The sequence below is a fragment of the Flagellimonas zhangzhouensis genome (assembly GCF_900102925.1).
Classification (GTDB): domain Bacteria; phylum Bacteroidota; class Bacteroidia; order Flavobacteriales; family Flavobacteriaceae; genus Flagellimonas; species Flagellimonas zhangzhouensis.
The window spans coordinates 213179-232721 of record NZ_FNKI01000002.1 but is presented as its reverse complement, the minus strand read 5'-3'; the positions used below and the strand labels follow the sequence as shown (position 1 = coordinate 232721).

Here is a 19543-nt window from a genome sequence, read left to right as displayed (position 1 = left end):
CCATGCTCAAACAAATTTCCATTTTGTTTTTATGCACATTGTTTTTGGCTTCATGCAAAACTGAAACAAAAACTTCCATAAAAACAGAAACCGTCTCCTTTAAAAAAGAGGGTGAATTACAGGTAATCAAATTGGCTACGGATTCTACAACCGTGAATTTTGATATAGAAATTGCAGAAACCGAATACGAAACCCAAACGGGATTGATGTATCGCCCATCCATGAAAGCCAAAAGAGCCATGCTTTTTATTTTCCCTGATGTTCGTATGCGTTCGTTCTATATGAAAAATACCCAGTTTCCTTTAGATATTATTTATATAGATGGCGAGCAAAAAATTGTGAGCATCCAAAAAGAGGCCGAAGCCTATAATGAAGGTAGCCTGCCATCTGAAGCTCCAGCTAAATATGTTCTGGAGATCAACGCGGGACTTTCGGACACCCATGGATTTCAAGCTCGAGATAGTATAAGTTTTTCCAGAAACTAAATGGCTAAATTTTTACTTGAACAAGAAGCATCGGAACGTTTGCTGTTCCGAAAATTATTAGCGGCAGATTTTGAGGCTTGGCTACCCTTTTACCACAACCCAAAATCCACCCAATATTGGGAAGGGCTCCCTTCTGATCCCAAAACAGCTTGTCAAGTACAATTTGACCGAATTTTTGAACGGTACCAAAACGATTTGGGCGGCATGAATGCACTAATTTCAAAATCAAACGGGAAATTGGTCGGGATTTGTGGACTTTTAGTGCAAATTGTGGATGATGTACAAGAATTGGAAATCGGCTATTCCATCCTCCCTGAATATTGGCAACAAGGTTATGCCTTTGAAGCTGCGCAAAAATGTAAGCTCTATGCCTTCGAACATGATTTTTCCAGTTCCTTGATTTCCATTATTCATGTGAACAATGTTCCTTCCCAAAAGGTGGCCCTCAAAAATGGGATGCATTTAGATAAAACAACCACCTACAAAGACAATCCTGTTCATATTTTTCGTGTAAACGCGTAATCATTGTAAATTTGGGAGTATACTTTCTTAAATGAAACCACCCAAAAGTTACGCCATTCTCACCCAAAATAATTCGAACACCAAAAATTTGGTGGAATCTCTGTTAAAACAAGAAAATGTTTCCAACATTGAGGAATTACAAAAGCTTAAGGGTTTACTTTTTTCCCGTTCCGAAATCAATCGGTTTATGGATGAAGAAGAGCGGCATGATATTAAAATTTTGACTAGGGATACGAACCAACCCCTTAAAACAATGAGCAGTGGTGAGCAAAAGAAAGCGTTGCTCAATTATCTTTTGCAACAAGAACCAGACTTTCTCATTTTGGTGAATCCTTTCGATAATTTGGACGTTGCCACTCAGGCAAAATTGAAAGACCAATTAAACGACATAGCATCTTCTCGAATTTTAGTACAGTTAGTCAGTCGCGTGGATGATATTTTACCCAGCTCCACTGATTTTTTCAAACTAGACGGCGACACACTACAACGGTATGAGTCACCGAAAGACTTTTGGCAAGCAAATCAACCTAAACGAGTACTATTTGAAGGCACAATTCCACCACCGCTGAGCCCCATTAAAGTGACTGAAAAAACATTGGTACAGCTCAAAAAAGTATCGGTAAGTTTTGATGGCAGACAGGTACTTAACCAAATTGATTGGAAAATTGAATCGGGAGAGTTTTGGCAATTGATCGGACCCAACGGGAGTGGAAAATCGACCATATTGAGTATGATCACTGGAGATAGCCACAAAGGTTACGGGCAAGATTTGACCATTTTTGGACAGAAAAAAGGAAGTGGAGAAAGCGTATGGGATCTCAAACAAAAAATTGGTTACTACACTCCTGCCATAACAAACAAGTTTCGTGGGTATCACACTTTGGAGCACATGGTTATTTCAGGACTGCACGATTCCATAGGACTATACGTTCAACCCACGGATGCAGAAAAACAATTAGCCAAACAATGGTTGGCACTCCTCAAATTGGATCATAAAAAAGAGGATTATTTTAAAGATCTTTCCGTGGGTGAGAAAAGGTTGGTGATGATGGCACGGGCAATGGTAAAACACTCCCCGTTATTAATCCTAGACGAACCCACTGCAGGATTGGATGATGCCAGTGCTTCCTTATTTGTTGCACTAGTAAATAAAATTGCCCAAGAAAGCGATTCCGCCATTGTTTTTGTTTCCCACAGAAAAGAACCACAACTAGAACCAGAACGCATTTTTGAATTACAACCAGACCCAAATGGTTCCCTTGGCATTGAACTAAAACCCTAATCCTCTCATATTCAAAACGAAAGAAAACCGTCAATTTTTGCTATCTTAAAGGGAATTCAAAAATACACTTCCCACCCATGCAAAAAATTACTGTTAAGCCAGGCGCCAAAATCGCAGATTATAAGGCGTATGGCTCCCTCTACTCTTCTGTTCTGGATTTTATGGAACAGGCACAGGAACCGATTGACACTTTAAAAGGAAAAACCGTTTGGATGATCAACTCAACCGCCATTGGAGGTGGGGTTGCCGAAATGTTACCCAGTCAAATGCGTATACTTCGTGAACTTGGTACTTCCATTGAATGGCTGGTCATAGAAGCAAAGGAAAAATCGTTCTTCGACCTGACCAAACGCATTCACAATGCCATTCATGGGAGTGGCAATGGTGTTTTTACGGAGGATGACCGAAAAATATATGAAGCTGTCAACCGAAACAACCTTGCCAAGGCATTGGAATTCATAAACGATGGTGATATTGTTGTGGTTCATGACCCACAGCCTATGCCCTTGGCGGCTATGATTAAAAAAGAGAAAGATGTCTCCATTATTTGGCGTTGCCATATCGGATTAGAAGACGATACTGAAGTAACCGATGCGGTTTGGGAATTTTTAAAGCCATACACCAACGATTATGATCATTTTGTGTTCAGTTTGCCCAGTTATGTACCAAAATCTTTAAAGAGTCGCTCTTCCATAATTCCTCCTGCGATTGATCCATTGAGCCATAAGAACAGAGAGCTCCAATTGCATAAATGTATCGGAATTTTATACCAATCGGGAATCTTGGACGACCACAAGGCCATTCTTTATAATCGATACAACCATTTGGTTCGAAAAGTGATGCCCGATGGTTCCTTTGGCACTTTGGACGAGGGCACCAACCTCAATCTAATTTACAGACCTATCATCACCGAAATATCACGTTGGGATCGATTAAAGGGTTTTAAGGAATTGATGGAGGCTTTCATAAAAATGAAATTGGACAATCGCAAAAATGGCGACCCTGATAGCCTCGATTACAAACAAATAGAAATGGCATTGTTGATCATGGGAGGTCCAGATCCTGCTTTTGTTTCAGATGACCCAGAGGGTGAAGAAGTACTCAAAGAACTTATTGAAACATATAAAGAAGTGGATAGCGCCATGCAAAACGATATTGCCATATTGTTGTTGCCGTTGGACAATCCCAAGGAAAATGCCTTGATTGTAAACGCTATTCAACGTACATCGAGCATTATTGTTCAAAATTCGATCCAAGAAGGGTTTGGATTAACTGCCACGGAGGCGATGTGGAAACGGAAACCTGTTTTGGTATCCAATGCAGCTGGACTTAAGTTTCAGGTAGTACACAATAAAACGGGACAAATCAATCCTGATCCAACCAACATTCCCGCTTTATCAAAAACGATGGCACATATGCTGAACAACCCCAAAGATCGAGATAAGTGGGGCTTTAACGGACAGCTTCGAGTCATTCAAAATTTTACGTTGTTCAGTCAACTGTTATCTTGGCTTGAAGTTCTATCAGCAAACAAGAATTAAATATTTAACCCATAAAAAAAGGCCGCTTTTAAAAGTGGCCTTTTTTGGTGTAATCTAAAAAAACGAAATCTATGCTCCCGTAGCAGCAGCGATTTTCTTCTTTAATGAATCGAACATTACTGGTGTTGCAATGAATACAGAAGAATATGTACCCACTATTACACCCGTAATCATCGCGAACATAAATCCTCTTAAACTTTCACCTCCGAAGATGAAAATGGCCAACAACACGATCAATGTGGTAAGCGAGGTGTTCAAAGTACGACTCAAAGTACTGTTCAAGGCTTCGTTGATATTTTCTCCACCTTTCCAACCTTTTAGGCCAGTAATCTCACGAATACGGTCGAATACAACCACCGTATCGTTCAGTGAGTAACCGATTACGGTTAGAATGGCCGCTATGAAGGCTTGATCTATTTCCATGTTAAATGGCATGATACTTCCTGTTAGGGAGAAGATTCCCAATACGATCATAACATCGTGGAATACCGCTACAACTGCACCCAATGAGAATTGCCACTTTCTAAAACGTAATAAGATGTACAAGAATACTACTGCCAATGAACCTAAGATGGCCAAGAATGCATTTTTCTTGATATCATCCGCAATGGTAGGTCCAACTTTAACCGATTGCATAATACCGATAGACTTTTCTGAAGCACCCACGGTAAAATCATTAAAGCTAGTTCCGTCTGGAAGGTATTTTTGCAATGAAGTATATAGTTTATCTTGAATTTCAGCATCTACCTCAATTCCTTCTTCATCTACTTTATAAGGTGTAGTTACTTTAATTTGGTTGTTACCCCCGAATGTCTTCACATTGGTTCCACTTCCAAAAACCGTATTCAATTCTGATGCAATTTCAGAAGGGTTCACAGCCTTTTCAAAACGGATTTGATAGGTACGTCCTCCGATGAAGTCAACACCTTGTTGCAATCCTGTAGTCAATAATGAGAATACACTTACTGCAACCAAAATACCAGAGATGATATAGGCTATCTTACGTTTCCCTAAGAAATCAACAGTCAAGTTACTGAATAGGTTCTTTGTGATTCCAGTGTAGAAATCCAAACGTCTACCCTTTTTGCTTGTGTAAGCCTCAATCATTAATCGAGTTACAAAAATGGCGGTAAACAAGGAAGTAACAATACCAATCATCAAGGTTGTTGCGAAACCTTTAATAGGTCCAGAACCAAAGATGAAAAGGATAATCGCCGTTAAACCTGTAGTAATGTTTGCATCCAAGATAGAAGACAATGCATTTCCAAAACCATCAGCAATAGCTTGTGCTTTGCCCTTTCCTTTTTGCAATTCTTCTTTTACTCTTTCAAAAATAAGTACGTTGGCATCCACCGACATACCAATGGTCAATACAATACCTGCGATACCTGGCAATGTCAATACAGCACCAAGACTGGTCAATACACCAAAAATCAAAAGAATGTTGAAAATCAAAGCGATATCAGCAAATACTCCTGCTCTTCCGTAATAGAAAATCATCCACGCCAACACAAAAAGCATGGCGATCATAAATGATCTAAATCCACTGTCAATAGCTTCTTGACCCAAAGATGGACCCACTACTTCCGATTGGATAATGTCTGCAGATGCAGGAAGTTTACCCGCACGCAATACGTTGGCGATATCTTTAGTTTCGTTTACGGTAAAAGTACCTGTAATTTCAGATCGTCCACCAGAGATAGGCCCTGAAGAAACACCAGGAGCGGTGTATACTTTATTATCCAAAACAATGGCAATACCTGTTTGGTTATTGTAAGCATCACCAGTTAATTTTTCCCATTCTTTGGCCCCGCGTGTGTTCATGGTCATGCTCACTGCAGGCTTATTGAACTGGTCGAAAGTATCCTGTGCATCGGAAACTACGTCCCCACTGATTCTTGGTACACCATCCCTATTGGATTTAAGTGCATACAATTCAGCAATTTCAGAATCTTGAGATGGTCTTTCCCAAAGGAATTTTACAAACTGAATATCATTTGGAATCAACCTTTTGATTTCAGGCATTCTTAAATACGCACCAATTTCGGCAGTATCTGAAACCATAGCGCTAGCAATCGCATGTCCACCTGGGCTTGCTGGAATCAATTTTCCAAGAATTGGATTGGCCTCTTGGGTCATATCCAAAGAATCTTGTGCCACATCAGACAACAAAGAATCGATTTCAGACTCTGGTTTGGAAATTTCTTCCTCCGTAGTTTCTGGCTTCAAAATTTCTTTCAAACGCTCGTTGGCATTTACCAAGAAAACACCCAAACTTTGGTTGCTCTGTGGATAGGTTTCCCAGAATTCCAATTGGGCAGTACTGGAAAGAAGATCTTGTGCACGGGCAATATCCCTTGCACCTGGAAGTTCCACCAAGATACGTCCTGAATTTCCTTCACGTTGAATATTTGGTTGGGTAACCCCGAAACCATCGATACGCTCACGAAGCACTTCGAATGCAGAAACAATGGACTCATCAATTTTTCTTCTGATAACAGGCTTTACCTCATCATCACTCATTTGAAAATTGACATCGTCGCTAAGACCTTTATTGGCAAAAATATCTGGGGAGGCCAGTTTGGTATCTCCTTTAATATTATCAAAAGCGTCAAAAAACAGCTCCAAATAGGTAGCGTCACTATTTTTGGATGCAGCATCGGCATCAGCCAAAGCTTTGTTGAACACTGGGTTCTTGGTATTGTTGGCAAGTCCCTTCAAGATATCCTTAACGGAAATCTGCAAGGTTACGTTGATACCTCCTTTAAGGTCCAATCCCTTGTTCAACTCTTTCGTCTTCGCCTCTCCATAGCTTGTAAAGCCCAAAACAGTGTTGTCACTGATGGAATCCAAGTACGATGCCTCTAAAGCTTCACGCTTTGCCACATAATCTTCCTCAGCTTCCGAAATTTGGCTAACAGCATAAGCTTCAGCATCTTTCTCCAACTTACTTGTGATGAAAGTAAAGGATAGCTGATAGATGCTCACCAAGCCAAAAAGGATCGCGAAAAGCCTTATAAGTCCTTTATTTTGCATTGATTATTAAATTTTTAGAAGTTTTCTTAAACAGCGTGCAAATATATCATTTCCGATAAGATTTGCCAATAGAAATTAATGTAATTGCAATAATGGTGGGTTACCATAAAAATAAAATGAAATTGTCACCCCAGATTCCCCTCTACAGTTCCAAGTCAATCTATACTGATTTCTTGGCGGTTACACCTGAAATGACAATTTCTATACTTAAGTATTTCGAGCTTATACGTCTAGCAGACCATTGGTTTTTTTAACACCTTCGGCACTTTCTTGCATTTTAGCTTTTTCTGCATCAGTAAGTTCGATTTCTACGATTTCCTCGATTCCGTTTTTACCCAAAATCACAGGGACACCGATACAAATATCATCCAAACCGTACTCACCTTCCAACATTGTGGAACATGGGAACATTTTCTTTTGATCGCATGCGATGGCCTGTACCAATCCAGAAACTGCGGCTCCTGGAGCATACCAAGCACTGGTTCCCAACAATTTGGTCAAGGTTGCACCACCAACTTTGGTTTCTTCCACAACCCATTGCATTTTTTCTTCGGAAAGGAATTCGGAAACTTTTACACTGTTTCTGGTTGCGTGGGCGATCAATGGCACCATACCTACATCACTGTGGCCACCAATTACCATACCGTCCACATCGGAAATCGGAGCTCCCAATGCTTCGGCTAATCTGTATTTGAAACGCGCACTATCCAAAGCACCACCCATACCAATAATCTTGTTTTTTGGAAGACCAGTTGCCTTGTGCACCAAATAGGTCATGGTATCCATTGGGTTACTTACTACAATAATGGTCGTATTTGGAGAATGCTCCAATAAACTTGTTGCCACAGTTTTTACAATTCCAGCATTGATTCCGATCAATTCTTCACGGGTCATTCCAGGCTTACGTGGAATACCAGAAGTGATCACTGCGATTTCACTGCCAGCAGTTTTGCTGTAATCGTTGGTACTTCCAGTTATTTTGGTATCAAAACCATTAAGGGATGCTGTTTGCATCAAATCCATTGCTTTTCCTTCGGCATATCCTTCTTTGATATCCAACAAAACAACTTCTGATGCAAAATTTTTCATTGCTATGTATTCAGCACAGCTTGCTCCAACTGCGCCTGCTCCAACTACGGTAACTTTCATTTGTGTAAGTTTAAATTTTTAGACTTCAAAAATAAGGCATTTGAAGCAGAAAAAGACTGACTTTTACCAGTTTTAGCGGCTTAAATCACGTGGTAAATCCGAAAAACGGGATTCCCTCACAAATGCGATGAAAATTGTCTTTTTAAGCCCCTTAGGAACCATCAAAAAATCTTTCTTGGATTTTTGTGCAATAGATTCCTACAAAACTACGTTCTAATAGTCCCAAAACTTATTTAACCTACGAGACTATGAAAAAGCTCTTTTCATTGTTGTCTATTATAGCCATCTTGGCCGTAAGCAACTGTAGCGAGATTCCAGAGAACAACGACCCTATCTTGGGCATCTGGGCCAAAACCGAAATTTCTTCCGAAACCGATAAAGTTTCAAGCAATACCACTCGCGAGGAATGGATTTTTAACGATGTGTATCTGGGAAGATACCAGAGTTATTCCGATTCTAAACTTGTTTTTTATACCGATTTTAAATGGTCCGTAGACAACGGTATTTATACCATTATATATGGTGATCCTCAAGTGCAGGATATCACCGTTAGCATGCAAAAAGCAAAACAACCCGAAATTTTAACCCTGGAGAACGGTTCGGTCTTCGCCACCAGGGAGTAACACGTGAAGACTACTTATATGAAAATAGAAGGCCCCAATGCAGATTGGGGCCTTTCTTATGTTTGGTTGTTTGGTTTTATCTGAATCCAAAATTCAATCCGAAAGTAAAGGTGTTGAATTCTGCAAAATTGTACTCGGCATTGATTCTAAAGAATCCCAATTTGATTTTTGTACCCAAATTGGCCGCTACTCCACTTACTTTTTCTGAAACGCTAAAGGGATCCACTACTCTTTCTGAGAAAAATGGCCCATTGGCTTCATAGGTACCCAGCACATCGATATCAGATTTACCTGTGATATAACCAAGTCCTCCATAAAAATTGATTACTGGAATATTTCTTGTCGAAACCACTGCACTAAAATTCCATGTTTTGAATTTGGCATCTAACCGTTGGTCGCTACCATCAATGGTACTGGATTCGGTAAAATCGTATTCCCCACTTAAATTGGTGTATCCTATTACCCCAGAAATTGCCACTGGCAATAATTTGTCAGCAGGAAGCATTTTGGTGAAATCGTATTGCAATCCTGCACCAAAGAGTCCGATTTTAGCATCATCATCAAATTTGATTTTGGGCAAAAAACGAGCTTTTACTTCCAAACCTTTAACTAAACCAACACTACCTTGTAAATAGCCAGAAGGAATAAAATTAAAGTCCTCGGCTGCTAGACCCGAGGGCAGTTCAAATTCTTCACGGAACAAACCACTTTCATCTTCCACAAAAACCTGAATTCCTTCAATATCACCCAAGGCGGTAGACACCAATCGGGGTTGACCTGGATTCTGAACAAAGTCCAAATTGTCATATTCAGCAGGGTCCAACAAAAAGGCTTTCTTGTCTTCCTTGTTTTTGAATCCTGTTATGTTTCCTACAATTGAAATTTCGAAACCGCCAAGGGGTTTCGCATCTGCCGAATTGTACCATCCTGTTGAGATGCCATAAATGGCAGCTTCTGAAACGGGAGCCAAAAAAGAATTGGCAAATCGGTTGGCATCATCTACACCCGAAACCAATAAATCGTTGATGCCTTGTGCTTTCGCTAGGGAAACTGACGTTAATGCCAATAATAAAAGAATCTTCTTCATTATTTAAAATTTTCCCTAAAACTAAAAAACTCGCCTTTCTGGGGCGAGTTTTTGTTGTGAACGGCATTTATTTATGCATCTATATTCGCATAGACCGCATTTTTCTCGATGAACTCCCTTCGAGGAGGAACTTCATCCCCCATCAACATAGAGAATATTCTATCTGTTTCCGATGCGTTATCAATAGTAACTTGTCTTAATGTTCTGAATTCAGGATTCATTGTAGTATCCCACAATTGTTCTGCATTCATTTCCCCAAGACCTTTGTAACGTTGAATAATTGCTCCTCCATTCATGGAAGCATTAATTTCATCACGTTCCTTATCATTCCAAGCATATCTTCTCTTCTGTCCTTTACGCACCAAATACAAAGGTGGTGTTGCGATGTATACGTGTCCACCTTCAATTAGTTCACGCATGTATCGGAAAAAGAAAGTCAAAATCAAGGTTTCAATGTGGCTACCATCCACATCCGCATCACACATGATCACTACCTTGTGGTATCTCAATTTATCAAGGTTCAATGCTTTACTGTCTTCTTCGGTACCAATGGTTACCCCTAAGGCAGTGTAAATGTTTTTGATTTCTTCGTTTTCGAAAACCTTGTGCTGCATGGCTTTCTCTACGTTCAAAATTTTACCACGCAATGGCAAAATCGCCTGGAAGTTTCTATCCCTTCCTTGTTTGGCCGTTCCACCCGCGGAATCACCCTCTACCAAGAATACTTCGCATTTGGTTGGGTCTTGTTCGGAACAATCGGACAGTTTCCCTGGCAAGCCACCCACACTCATTGGGTTTTTACGCTGAACCATTTCACGTGCCTTGGCCGCTGCATGTCTAGCTTGGGCAGCCAATTTCACCTTTTCTACAATTTGCTTGGCATCATCTGGGTGCTCTTCTAAATAATCGGTAAGCATTTCAGATACCGCCTGACTCACTGCACTGGTCACCTCGCGGTTCCCCAATTTGGTTTTTGTCTGACCTTCAAACTGTGGTTCGGCCACTTTTACGGAAACAATTGCGGTAAGTCCTTCACGGAAATCATCCCCAGAAATTTCAAACTTCAATTTATCAAGCATCCCAGAGTTATCGGCATACTTTTTTAAAGTAGACGTTAGACCTCTTCTAAATCCTGAAAGGTGAGTACCTCCTTCGTGGGTGTTGATGTTGTTTACGTAGGAATGTAAATTTTCGGTATATCCAGTGTTGTACACCATTGCCACCTCAACAGGAATTCCGTTTTTCTCTCCTTCCATGGAGATTACACTCTGAATCAATGGTTCACGGTTTCCATCCAAGAATTTGATAAATTCCTTTAACCCTTCTTCGGAATGGAATGTTTCTGAAATATATTCTCCTTTCTCGTCCTTATTTCTTTTATCGGTAAGGGATATAGTGATTCCTTTGTTCAAATAGGCAAGCTCTCGCATCCTATTGGACAAGGTTTCATAGTTATATTCTGTGGTTTGGGTGAAGATGGTGTCATCTGGAACGAATGTAACGACGGTACCAGTCTCTTCGCTATCACCAACACTCTTTACTGGGTATAGTGCTTTACCCCTTTCATATTCTTGTTCCCAAACTTTACCTTCTCGGTAGACGGTCGCTTTAAGGTGATTGGAAAGTGCGTTCACACACGACACCCCAACCCCGTGAAGCCCACCGGAAACTTTATAGGAATCTTTATCAAATTTACCGCCCGCACCAATTTTGGTCATTACCACCTCAAGGGCAGAAACACCTTCTTTTTTGTGCAAGCCAACCGGAATACCCCGACCGTTATCTTTTGTAGTGATGGAGTTGTCCTCGTTGATGATCACCTCAATGGAATCGCAATATCCGGCCATGGCCTCATCAATGGAGTTATCCACTACTTCATACACCAAATGGTGCAATCCACGGACCCCTACATCTCCAATATACATGGAAGGTCTCATACGCACGTGCTCCATACCCTCAAGGGCCTGGATACTATCCGCTGAGTACTGTTTTTTGTTCGCTTCTTCGCTCATATATACTTTGTGTTTGCCTTCAAATTTTCAAATCTTACAAATATAATGATTACCCTATTGAAAAGGGTTTTCGGAAGGCATTGGACACCCTAAGTTATCAACAAATACTGTGGAAAAATGAGCGTTTCGTTGAATAAGTGGCAGTCAGCATCCTTTTCATAAAAAAACCCCTTAAAAAGGGGCTTTTTTGGCTAATTAAATGAAACGATCTTTAAAACCGATTCATTCTAATCTGATTTAAATAATGGATTATTTTTCATAGGCATCAGTATGCACCTTGGCCACTGCCCTACCTGAAGGATCGTTCATGTTTTTAAAAGCTTCGTCCCATTCGAGTGCAATTTTGGTGCTACAAGCTACCGATGGCTCTTGAGGTACACACAAGGCTGCTGCATCGGAAGGGAAATGACTTTCAAAAATAGATCTGTAATAATATTCTTCTTTGGTGGTCGGAGTTTGGATTGGGAATTTGAAATGCGCGTTTGCCAATTGCTCATCGCTCACCTCTTCGTTTACCATTTCCTTCAAGGTATCAATCCAGCTATATCCTACACCATCCGAAAATTGTTCTTTCTGTCTCCAAGCCACACTTTCTGGCAAATAATCTTCGAAGGCTTTACGTACTACCCATTTTTCCATACGCTCACCGTTGATCATTTTATCTTTTGGGTTGATGGTCATGGCGACATCCATAAATTCTTTGTCCAAGAATGGTACACGGCCTTCGATTCCCCAAGCAGCCAAAGATTTGTTGGCGCGCAAACAATCGTACATGTGAAGTTTATCCAACTTGCGAACAGTTTCTTCGTGGAAATCTTTTGGGCTTGGTGCTTTGTGGAAATACAAATACCCACCAAACAACTCATCCGCCCCTTCACCAGACAATACCATTTTTATTCCCATGGATTTGATTACACGAGCCATCAAATACATAGGCGTGGAGGCTCTAATGGTGGTGATATCGTAAGTTTCCAAGTTGTAGATCACATCTTTGATGGCATCCAAACCTTCTTGAATAGTGAATTTTATTTCGTGGTGAACGGTTCCGATATGATCGGCCACTTTTTGCGCAGCTGCCAAATCTGGAGAACCCTCAAGTCCTACAGAAAAGGAGTGCAATTGAGGCCACCAAGCATCGGCAGTATCACCAGACTCAATTCGTTTTTGGGAATATTTTTTTGCAATGGCAGACGTTACAGAAGAATCCAATCCTCCTGAAAGCAACACCCCATAAGGTACATCGGACATCAACTGGCGGTGTACGGCAGCTTCCAACGCATCTTTGATTTTTTGGATACTGGTTTCGTTTTCTTTTACGGCATCATAATCCATCCAATCTCTTTGGTACCATCTTACAAATTCGCCATCAGAACTATGCATGTAGTGTCCTGGAGGAAAAAGTTGGATTTTAGAACAAGTTCCCTCCAAAGCCTTTAATTCGGAAGCCACATAAAAAGTTCCATTCTTATCCCATCCAATATATAATGGAATAATTCCCATATGATCTCTTGCGATGAAGTACTCATCCTTTTCGGAATCATAAATGGCGAATCCAAAGATACCGTTCATTTCATCCACAAAGTCTACTCCTTTTTCTTGGTACAAAGCCAAGATCACTTCACAATCCGATTGGGTTTGAAAGTCATATTTGCCTTCAAACTGCTTACGAAGTTCTTGATGGTTATATATTTCACCATTGGCGGCCAATACCAATTTTCCATCGGCACTGAACAATGGTTGTTTTCCAGATGCTGGATCTACAATTGCCAATCTCTCGTGGGCCAAAATTGCTTTATCATTAGCATAAATACCACTCCAGTCTGGCCCTCTGTGCCTAACTTTTTTAGACATTTCCAATAATTGTGGGCGCAATACCTCCGTACTTTCCTTTACATCAAATGCACAAACAATTCCACACATAATTTTTTATTTATTGTTACAATTATGACACAAAAATGAACTATAAACTTAATATATAAAACTAAATATTAATTTTAAACTACACTTTGAAATTATTTAACTATCATTTATATCAAAATGAAATAATTTCAATGATTTTAGCTATTACATCGAACACATTGTAAGGTTCCTTTATTTTATCGTCTTTATATTGAACAATTATTAATTAGATTTGACAATAAACTAAAACCAAAATCATGAAAAATTTAACCTTAGTACTAATGTTATTTGCAGGTCTTGTATTTACGACCGAGGCTACAGCACAGAAATTCAGTGGACTGGACGCGAGTCCTGCGGACATTGCATACTACCCTTCCAGCTCTAGGGAAACCAATAAAATGGCAAAAGTAGTTTACAGCCGCCCACAGCTTAAGGGACGTAGCTTGGATGAACTTGCCCCTGTTGGTAAAGTATGGAGAACTGGCGCCAATGAGTCTACCGAAGTTACTTTTTATAAAAGCGTAACTTTTGGTGGTAAATCCATCAAAGCAGGTTCTTATGCATTGTTCACTATTCCAGGTGAAGGCGAATGGACTGTTATTTTGAACAGCAACCTGCATGAATGGGGTGCTTATTCGTACAACAGTGATGGCGATGTAGCAAGAGCTACTGCCAAAGTAAGCTCCGATAGTGAAGAATTGGAAGCTTTTTCCATTGCTTTTGACGATGACGGAAATATGGTAATGGGATGGGGAACCACTCGCGTTACTTTGCCACTTTCTTATTAAGCAGAAAAGTTGCTAAAAGATAAAAGCCCCTTAATTGGGGCTTTTTTTATTCTTCTTCAACACCAAAATACTTGACTCCTTTCTCTTTTGATTTCCTTAGATAGCTTTCAAGAATTTTTTGGTCATTTGGCAATAATCGGTGACCTGCAATGAAACTGATATCCTTATCTTTTTTATGAACTAGAACATAAAAACCATCACCCTCTTTCAACGCTAAATCAACATCCAATTCCTTGCCTATCAAAATTGAATCTGATTTAAGATTGTACGCATAATAAACATTGATTTCATCCCATCTAAAATGTGAACTATTTCCAACGATAGGTGTTCTTGTAATTTTAATCACAACCGCAGGCACCTGATCGAAATCATTTTCATCAAAATCCTCATATTTTGGTGGCCCATCATTCTTACATCCCGAAAAAACAAGTAATAATACCCAAATTGAAAAACTTATCGGTGCGTGTTTTGAAAGATTCTTCACGTTGTTCAGAATGACATTCAAACTTATTTCATCTTTTTACCGCCCAAGAAGACTTGTTCGGCTTCTATGTTTGGAATGTTTTGCAAAGGAGCAGTCATAATATCCTCACTCAAAATGACAAAATCTGCAAATTTACCTGGTTCAATGCTTCCCTTTTCATCCTCCTCAAAATTGGAGTAGGCTGCCCAAATGGTCATCCCTTTTAAGGTTTCTTCCCGAGACAAAGCATTTTCCATTTGATAGCCTCTTTCTGGATATTGCTCCAAATCTTGTCTGGCAACAGCAGCGTAAAAAGTTAAAAATGGACTTACACGTTCCACGGGAAAATCGGTCCCTAAAGCGACCAATCCAGCTTTTTCCAATAAATCTTTGTAAGCATAGGCACCCTTTTCACGTTCTGAACCCAATCTATCTCCTGCCCAATACATATCACTTGTAGCATGGGTGGGTTGCACGGATGGAATGATTCCCTTTTCGTAATAATCAAAATCGGAGGGGGAAATTACTTGAGCATGCTCAACTTTCCATCTGCGGTCGGATTTCCCTTCCAAAGCTTTATCATAAGCTCTAAGCACTACAATATTGGCAGAATCCCCAATCGCATGGGTATTCATTTGGTAATCAGAGGCAGCAATTCGTTGCGCTAATGCTTCAATCTGGTCCACTGGGGTTACCATGGCTCCAAAATGCCCAGGTTTATCGGAATATGGTTCACGCAAAGCCGCTCCTCTGGAACCCAAAGCGCCATCACCATACACTTTTACTGAACTTACATTTAAACCATCGGTTTTGATGATGCCTTTATTTAAAAAGTAATCCAAATTCTCGGGGTAATTGGCTACCATCGCATAGACACGAATGGACAATTCTCCTGCTTGTTGCAGACTATCAATAAGTTCGATGGTCTCCCTGGACAATCCTGCATCATTCACAGTGGTCAATCCATAATCCAAGGAAATTCTTTCAGCATCTTTTAGTGCCTGAATTTGTTGTTCTGTGCTTAATGGAGGAACAATAGGATCGATAAGTCCCATTGGATTATCCACTAAAACACCCGTTAGTTTACCGTTTTCCTTTACGATTTCACCCCCCTCGGTTTTAGTATCGACTGTAATTCCAGCCAAATCCAACGCTTTTTGATTGACCAAAAGGGCATGGCCATCAATTCTACGCAAGGCAACAGGCGTATCTGGAAATAATTCATCCAATTTCTCTTTGGTCGGGAATTCTTTCACTTCCCAATCGTTTTGGTCCCATCCCCTACCCATCACAAAACTGGATGGACGCTCTTTGTGAAAGGCGACAACCTTTTCCAATATTTCGTCATAACTCGAGGTTCCTACCAAGTCCACCACTTGCTGATTTTGTCCCAAACCATAAAAATGACAATGGGCATCGATCAGACCAGGAACAATGGTTTTGCCCTCAGCGTCTAAAAGTTCTTTGGCGTTGTATTTTTGAGTGATTTCTTCGATATTACCTACCGCAACAAACTTTCCATCTTTGATGGCAATGCTCGATGCTTTTGAAAAATCACCATCCACAGTGTAGATGTTGGCATTTTGAACAATAAGATCAACCTCTTCTTTGGTTTGGCAAGAAAGTGCCAGAAAAGTAATAGAGATAAAAAGGAACTTTTTCATTTTCGGATGGTTTCCACCAAAAATAGAAAAAGCAAAGGAATATTAAGGGTCTTCGTCTTCAAACTCGGTCATAACGAATTCCACACGTCGGTTCTTACGTCGAGCTTCTTCTGTCAATGTTGAGTCGATTGGTTTTTTGTCCCCGTAGCCTTTGGAGGAAATTCGTTTTTTATCCAGACCCAAGGCGATTAAATAATTAGCAACGACCAATGCTCTTTCCCGAGAAAGTACATCATTGTATTCATCGGAACCCAAATCATCTGTATGTCCACTAATGGCCACTTCGAGATTGGGGTTTTGCTTTAAGTATTCATAAACATCTTGCAAGCTTTGCTTCGCTTTGGGCTGAAGGTCGAATCGGTCAAAATTAAAATTGACATGATCTAACACATACACCTCATTGGCTTTGTACTCAGGACCAAGGTAGGTCAAAGAAATATCATCCAAATAGTAATAAGAGTAGCCCTCTTCTTTATTTGCCTCTTTATTGTGACTCACATAAGTGGTTCCTGCATTACTTTTAAAATTGCCCAGAATCAAATGGGTTTCAAAACCTTTGGCCACCACATTAAAACTTAACTCCATCCATTTCTGTTTGTCCTCATACAGTCCAGTGGCAGGAAATTGTTTGATGTGGGTTGTTTGCACTGGTGAAGAAGACAAAACGCCATGTGAAAGTTGTCTTTTGGTATGGATGGAAAGCGGTTTTTCGGCAAATACAGCACCAATATCCATCACAGAACCATCTGATTTTTCTGCAAGGCTGATGAATAAGGTCAAACGGTATCGGCTTCCCTTTTCAAGAGTTTCCTGCAATGGCACTTGAATATATTCTCGATAATCTTTGGGTGCATACAAATACAAACCTGCATAACCTGAACCTTCGTAGGGGTCTTGTTTCCCTTTGAAGTTCATGGGCACACCCAATTTTGTTTTGCTGCATTGGTTAAAATAATCGGTAGTTCCCAAAGATGGTGCGCTCCAATGTTCCGCATCACGATTGAGATTGCTCATTTTCACTGGACAGTTAATGAAGTCCTCAAAACCACCATTCAATACCAAATTTTGGGAAAAGCATATAGCAATGGCCGACAGAAATAGGATAGTTGAGGCTATGTATTGAGGTCGAAATCGCATGGTTTCCAGAACTTTGAGAACCATCAATCACATGATTATCAATGCATTGATGGAATGTACAAAACGTCCCATCTGCAAAATTATTGCGTAAAATCCTACAAATTAGAAATCGAACTTATAAGACACTCCTGCCAAAGCTTGGAATCCTTGCACTCTAAAATTGGCCCAACGCTGGTAATTGTTGTTCGCAATATTCGATGCTTTAACAAAAATGGAAAGTTGATCGTTGAAGCGGTATCCCACATGGGCATTGGCATCAAAAAAGCCATCCAAGGTAATTGGCGTGTAGGTAATCGTTGGAGGCACATTATTGGTTAGCACAACTGAGGTCAAAGCATCCCGCTCCCCTACATAAAACAGATTCGCCCCCATATACCATTGATCCGTAATCTGGTAATCCATGAACAAAGAACCCTTTATTGAGGGTAAATTCCACGCTGGATTATCCGTTTCTGTATCGTAATCATAAAACTCTGCGTTCACTCCCAAAGTAAAATTTCGGTTGACATCCACATTGATTTCCCCGAAGACACCCAAAGTTTTCACATCATCATAAAACACCTGAAAAGAATTACCGTAGTAATAGCTCTTTTCATCAGTTCTGTCCGTATTTACACTGTTTTGGTAAAACAAGGGTTTTCTGTTTTCCGCCATGTATGATCCTTTGATGTTGTATCCAATATTTGAGGTCAATTGTCCTTTTAATCCTAAATACCCCTCATATTGTTGGTCAGTAGGTTCAATATTTAGAGTTGGGGACACATAGGGGTTCTCGTCCACAAAATCGTGATAGGAGTTTTGTTTCAACTCGCCCTCGATTCCCCCATAAGCGATTACATTTTCATCCAATAATCGATATGAAGCGGTAACTGCTGGATAAATATAAAAGTTGCTGTCACTGTTTTCAATATCCAAACCGTAGACAATATTGGCACCAAGATTTACGGTAAGGTCATCACGTAGGATCAAAAGGCTTGGGTTTACCCCTGCTTGAAGCAAACCATACTTCTTCTCCCCTTCATTTACCCCTTCCGTAATGCTTCCATTTTCAAAACTACCTCCCACATAATCCACTTTGGCAGAAATGGTAATCAATTCTTCGGTAATGGGCAGCTCAAAAGTTGGGTTGATCACTGCACGGTTTTCTGCGGATTTGGTAGCATCCCAAAAACGTCTCAACAATACATTCCCACCTTTAAATGGGGAATCTTCCATGTTGAAATTCGCCTTGGCCTCTGCATTGAAATAATTTTGCGTCTCATCCATGGCATTAATCTCGTCTTCGCTGAACAATTCACTCTGGATGCCATACCAATTATAGAGTTGATGTTGCAAACCAATACTTGCCCCCCAATCCATATAACGGTCTTTTTTGGCGTAGGAAGCATTTACCTTGGTATCATAAAAATCAGTGTCCAAAGGTGTGGAGTCCAAATCTCCACGGGAAGAATTATGGGTCAAACCAAAATCCAAAAGGTCTTCGCCTCGATTAAATTCGCGACTTGTGTAAAAATCCACCAAGGCATTGTTGAAATTGCCCAACCCCACCGATGCATACGAATTGTACAAAGTTGGAGGCGGAGTTTTTTCAACTCCCGAAGCTTTTCCTTTTGCTGGGGTAAATGTAGATGCTACGGGTACCGAAAATATGCTGTAATTGATTTTCTTCTTTTGCAGCACAATGGAATCGTTCAAACTTGGGGAGGACTTGATTTTAAAGGCATCCGAAACGGTAGGGGAATACGGTTTTACCACCGTTACCGTTTCCGTACCAATGTTATCCTCTTCCTGGGCGATAACCACTCCGCAAAGGCTCAAAAAAAGTAATGAAAATATATAGGTTCTCTTTTGCATG

At 40.3% G+C, this 19543-nt stretch carries 15 protein-coding genes; 6 read left to right on the top strand and 9 right to left on the bottom strand.

What is annotated here, in order from left to right:
- The first annotated feature begins 2 nt into the window (after positions 1-2).
- From BLQ18_RS07795 to BLQ18_RS07780, 4 genes are all read left to right on the top strand, one after another.
- Positions 3-485, top strand: a complete 483-nt coding sequence (locus BLQ18_RS07795; protein WP_090293974.1) for a DUF192 domain-containing protein — start codon at positions 3-5, stop codon at positions 483-485.
- Entirely contained in the window at positions 486-1007 is a 522-nt protein-coding gene (locus BLQ18_RS07790; protein ID WP_090293972.1) for a GNAT family N-acetyltransferase, read from the top strand.
- 31 nt (positions 1008-1038) lie between these two features.
- Positions 1039-2289: an ATP-binding cassette domain-containing protein gene (locus BLQ18_RS07785; RefSeq protein WP_090293971.1), complete on the top strand. Its 1251-nt coding sequence runs from the start codon at positions 1039-1041 to the stop codon at positions 2287-2289.
- A gap of 77 nt (positions 2290-2366) precedes the next feature.
- Positions 2367-3830 carry a glycosyltransferase gene (locus tag BLQ18_RS07780; protein WP_090293969.1) on the top strand — a complete coding sequence of 488 codons (1464 nt, stop codon included), beginning with the start codon at positions 2367-2369 and terminating at the stop codon, positions 3828-3830.
- A gap of 69 nt (positions 3831-3899) precedes the next feature.
- Here the strand turns inward: BLQ18_RS07780 and secDF are convergent, their stop codons facing one another.
- On the bottom strand, positions 3900-6866 hold the full coding sequence (gene secDF / locus BLQ18_RS07775; protein ID WP_090293967.1) for a protein translocase subunit SecDF: 2967 nt from the start codon (positions 6864-6866) through the stop codon (positions 3900-3902).
- Positions 6867-7088: 222 nt separating this feature from the next.
- The gene (gene mdh, locus BLQ18_RS07770; RefSeq protein ID WP_090293965.1) at positions 7089-8015 is read right to left on the bottom strand and encodes a malate dehydrogenase; all 927 of its coding nucleotides are present in this window, start codon (positions 8013-8015) and stop codon (positions 7089-7091) included.
- A 248-nt stretch (positions 8016-8263) separates the two neighbouring features.
- On the opposite strand from mdh, the gene BLQ18_RS07765 reads away from it, so the two are divergent.
- Positions 8264-8638, top strand: coding sequence for a hypothetical protein (locus BLQ18_RS07765; RefSeq protein ID WP_175443732.1), 375 nt, complete (start codon positions 8264-8266; stop codon positions 8636-8638).
- 76 nt (positions 8639-8714) lie between these two features.
- Here the strand turns inward: BLQ18_RS07765 and BLQ18_RS07760 are convergent, their stop codons facing one another.
- The 3 genes from BLQ18_RS07760 to asnB form a co-directional block, all read right to left on the bottom strand.
- Positions 8715-9725: a DUF6588 family protein gene (locus BLQ18_RS07760; protein WP_090293963.1), complete on the bottom strand. Its 1011-nt coding sequence runs from the start codon at positions 9723-9725 to the stop codon at positions 8715-8717.
- A gap of 71 nt (positions 9726-9796) precedes the next feature.
- Positions 9797-11737, bottom strand: coding sequence for a DNA topoisomerase (ATP-hydrolyzing) subunit B (gene gyrB, locus BLQ18_RS07755; protein ID WP_090293961.1), 1941 nt, complete (start codon positions 11735-11737; stop codon positions 9797-9799).
- A 249-nt stretch (positions 11738-11986) separates the two neighbouring features.
- A complete protein-coding gene (asnB, locus tag BLQ18_RS07750; protein ID WP_090293958.1) occupies positions 11987-13657 on the bottom strand; it encodes an asparagine synthase B in 1671 nt (556 codons plus the stop codon).
- A gap of 236 nt (positions 13658-13893) precedes the next feature.
- Between asnB and BLQ18_RS07745 the strand changes: the two genes are divergently transcribed.
- Complete coding sequence (locus BLQ18_RS07745; protein WP_090293956.1) at positions 13894-14424, top strand: DUF2911 domain-containing protein; 531 nt, start codon at positions 13894-13896, stop codon at positions 14422-14424.
- A 46-nt stretch (positions 14425-14470) separates the two neighbouring features.
- Here the strand turns inward: BLQ18_RS07745 and BLQ18_RS07740 are convergent, their stop codons facing one another.
- The 4 genes from BLQ18_RS07740 to BLQ18_RS07725 form a co-directional block, all read right to left on the bottom strand.
- Positions 14471-14908: a hypothetical protein gene (locus BLQ18_RS07740; protein ID WP_139150375.1), complete on the bottom strand. Its 438-nt coding sequence runs from the start codon at positions 14906-14908 to the stop codon at positions 14471-14473.
- Positions 14909-14931: 23 nt separating this feature from the next.
- The gene (locus BLQ18_RS07735) at positions 14932-16551 is read right to left on the bottom strand and encodes an amidohydrolase (protein WP_090293952.1); all 1620 of its coding nucleotides are present in this window, start codon (positions 16549-16551) and stop codon (positions 14932-14934) included.
- Positions 16552-16593: 42 nt separating this feature from the next.
- Complete coding sequence (locus tag BLQ18_RS07730) at positions 16594-17712, bottom strand: OmpA family protein (protein ID WP_090293950.1); 1119 nt, start codon at positions 17710-17712, stop codon at positions 16594-16596.
- A gap of 78 nt (positions 17713-17790) precedes the next feature.
- Positions 17791-19542, bottom strand: coding sequence for a TonB-dependent receptor (locus tag BLQ18_RS07725; RefSeq protein WP_090293948.1), 1752 nt, complete (start codon positions 19540-19542; stop codon positions 17791-17793).
- Position 19543: the final 1 nt, after the last annotated feature.

Excerpts from the sequence above, each read along its gene's own strand:
- gyrB (WP_090293961.1), bottom strand. The coding sequence starts at position 11,737 with ATGAGCGAAGAAGCGAACAAAAAACAGTACTCAGCGGATAGTATCCAG.
- BLQ18_RS07765 (WP_175443732.1), top strand. The coding sequence starts at position 8,264 with ATGAAAAAGCTCTTTTCATTGTTGTCTATTATAGCCATCTTGGCCGTA.
- BLQ18_RS07780 (WP_090293969.1), top strand. The coding sequence starts at position 2,367 with ATGCAAAAAATTACTGTTAAGCCAGGCGCCAAAATCGCAGATTATAAG.
- BLQ18_RS07730 (WP_090293950.1), bottom strand. The coding sequence starts at position 17,712 with ATGGTTCTCAAAGTTCTGGAAACCATGCGATTTCGACCTCAATACATA.
- BLQ18_RS07735 (WP_090293952.1), bottom strand. The coding sequence starts at position 16,551 with ATGAAAAAGTTCCTTTTTATCTCTATTACTTTTCTGGCACTTTCTTGC.
- BLQ18_RS07795 (WP_090293974.1), top strand. The coding sequence starts at position 3 with ATGCTCAAACAAATTTCCATTTTGTTTTTATGCACATTGTTTTTGGCT.
- BLQ18_RS07745 (WP_090293956.1), top strand. The coding sequence starts at position 13,894 with ATGAAAAATTTAACCTTAGTACTAATGTTATTTGCAGGTCTTGTATTT.
- BLQ18_RS07790 (WP_090293972.1), top strand. The coding sequence starts at position 486 with ATGGCTAAATTTTTACTTGAACAAGAAGCATCGGAACGTTTGCTGTTC.
- BLQ18_RS07785 (WP_090293971.1), top strand. The coding sequence starts at position 1,039 with ATGAAACCACCCAAAAGTTACGCCATTCTCACCCAAAATAATTCGAAC.
- BLQ18_RS07760 (WP_090293963.1), bottom strand. The coding sequence starts at position 9,725 with ATGAAGAAGATTCTTTTATTATTGGCATTAACGTCAGTTTCCCTAGCG.
- secDF (WP_090293967.1), bottom strand. The coding sequence starts at position 6,866 with ATGCAAAATAAAGGACTTATAAGGCTTTTCGCGATCCTTTTTGGCTTG.
- asnB (WP_090293958.1), bottom strand. The coding sequence starts at position 13,657 with ATGTGTGGAATTGTTTGTGCATTTGATGTAAAGGAAAGTACGGAGGTA.
- BLQ18_RS07725 (WP_090293948.1), bottom strand. The coding sequence starts at position 19,542 with ATGCAAAAGAGAACCTATATATTTTCATTACTTTTTTTGAGCCTTTGC.
- mdh (WP_090293965.1), bottom strand. The coding sequence starts at position 8,015 with ATGAAAGTTACCGTAGTTGGAGCAGGCGCAGTTGGAGCAAGCTGTGCT.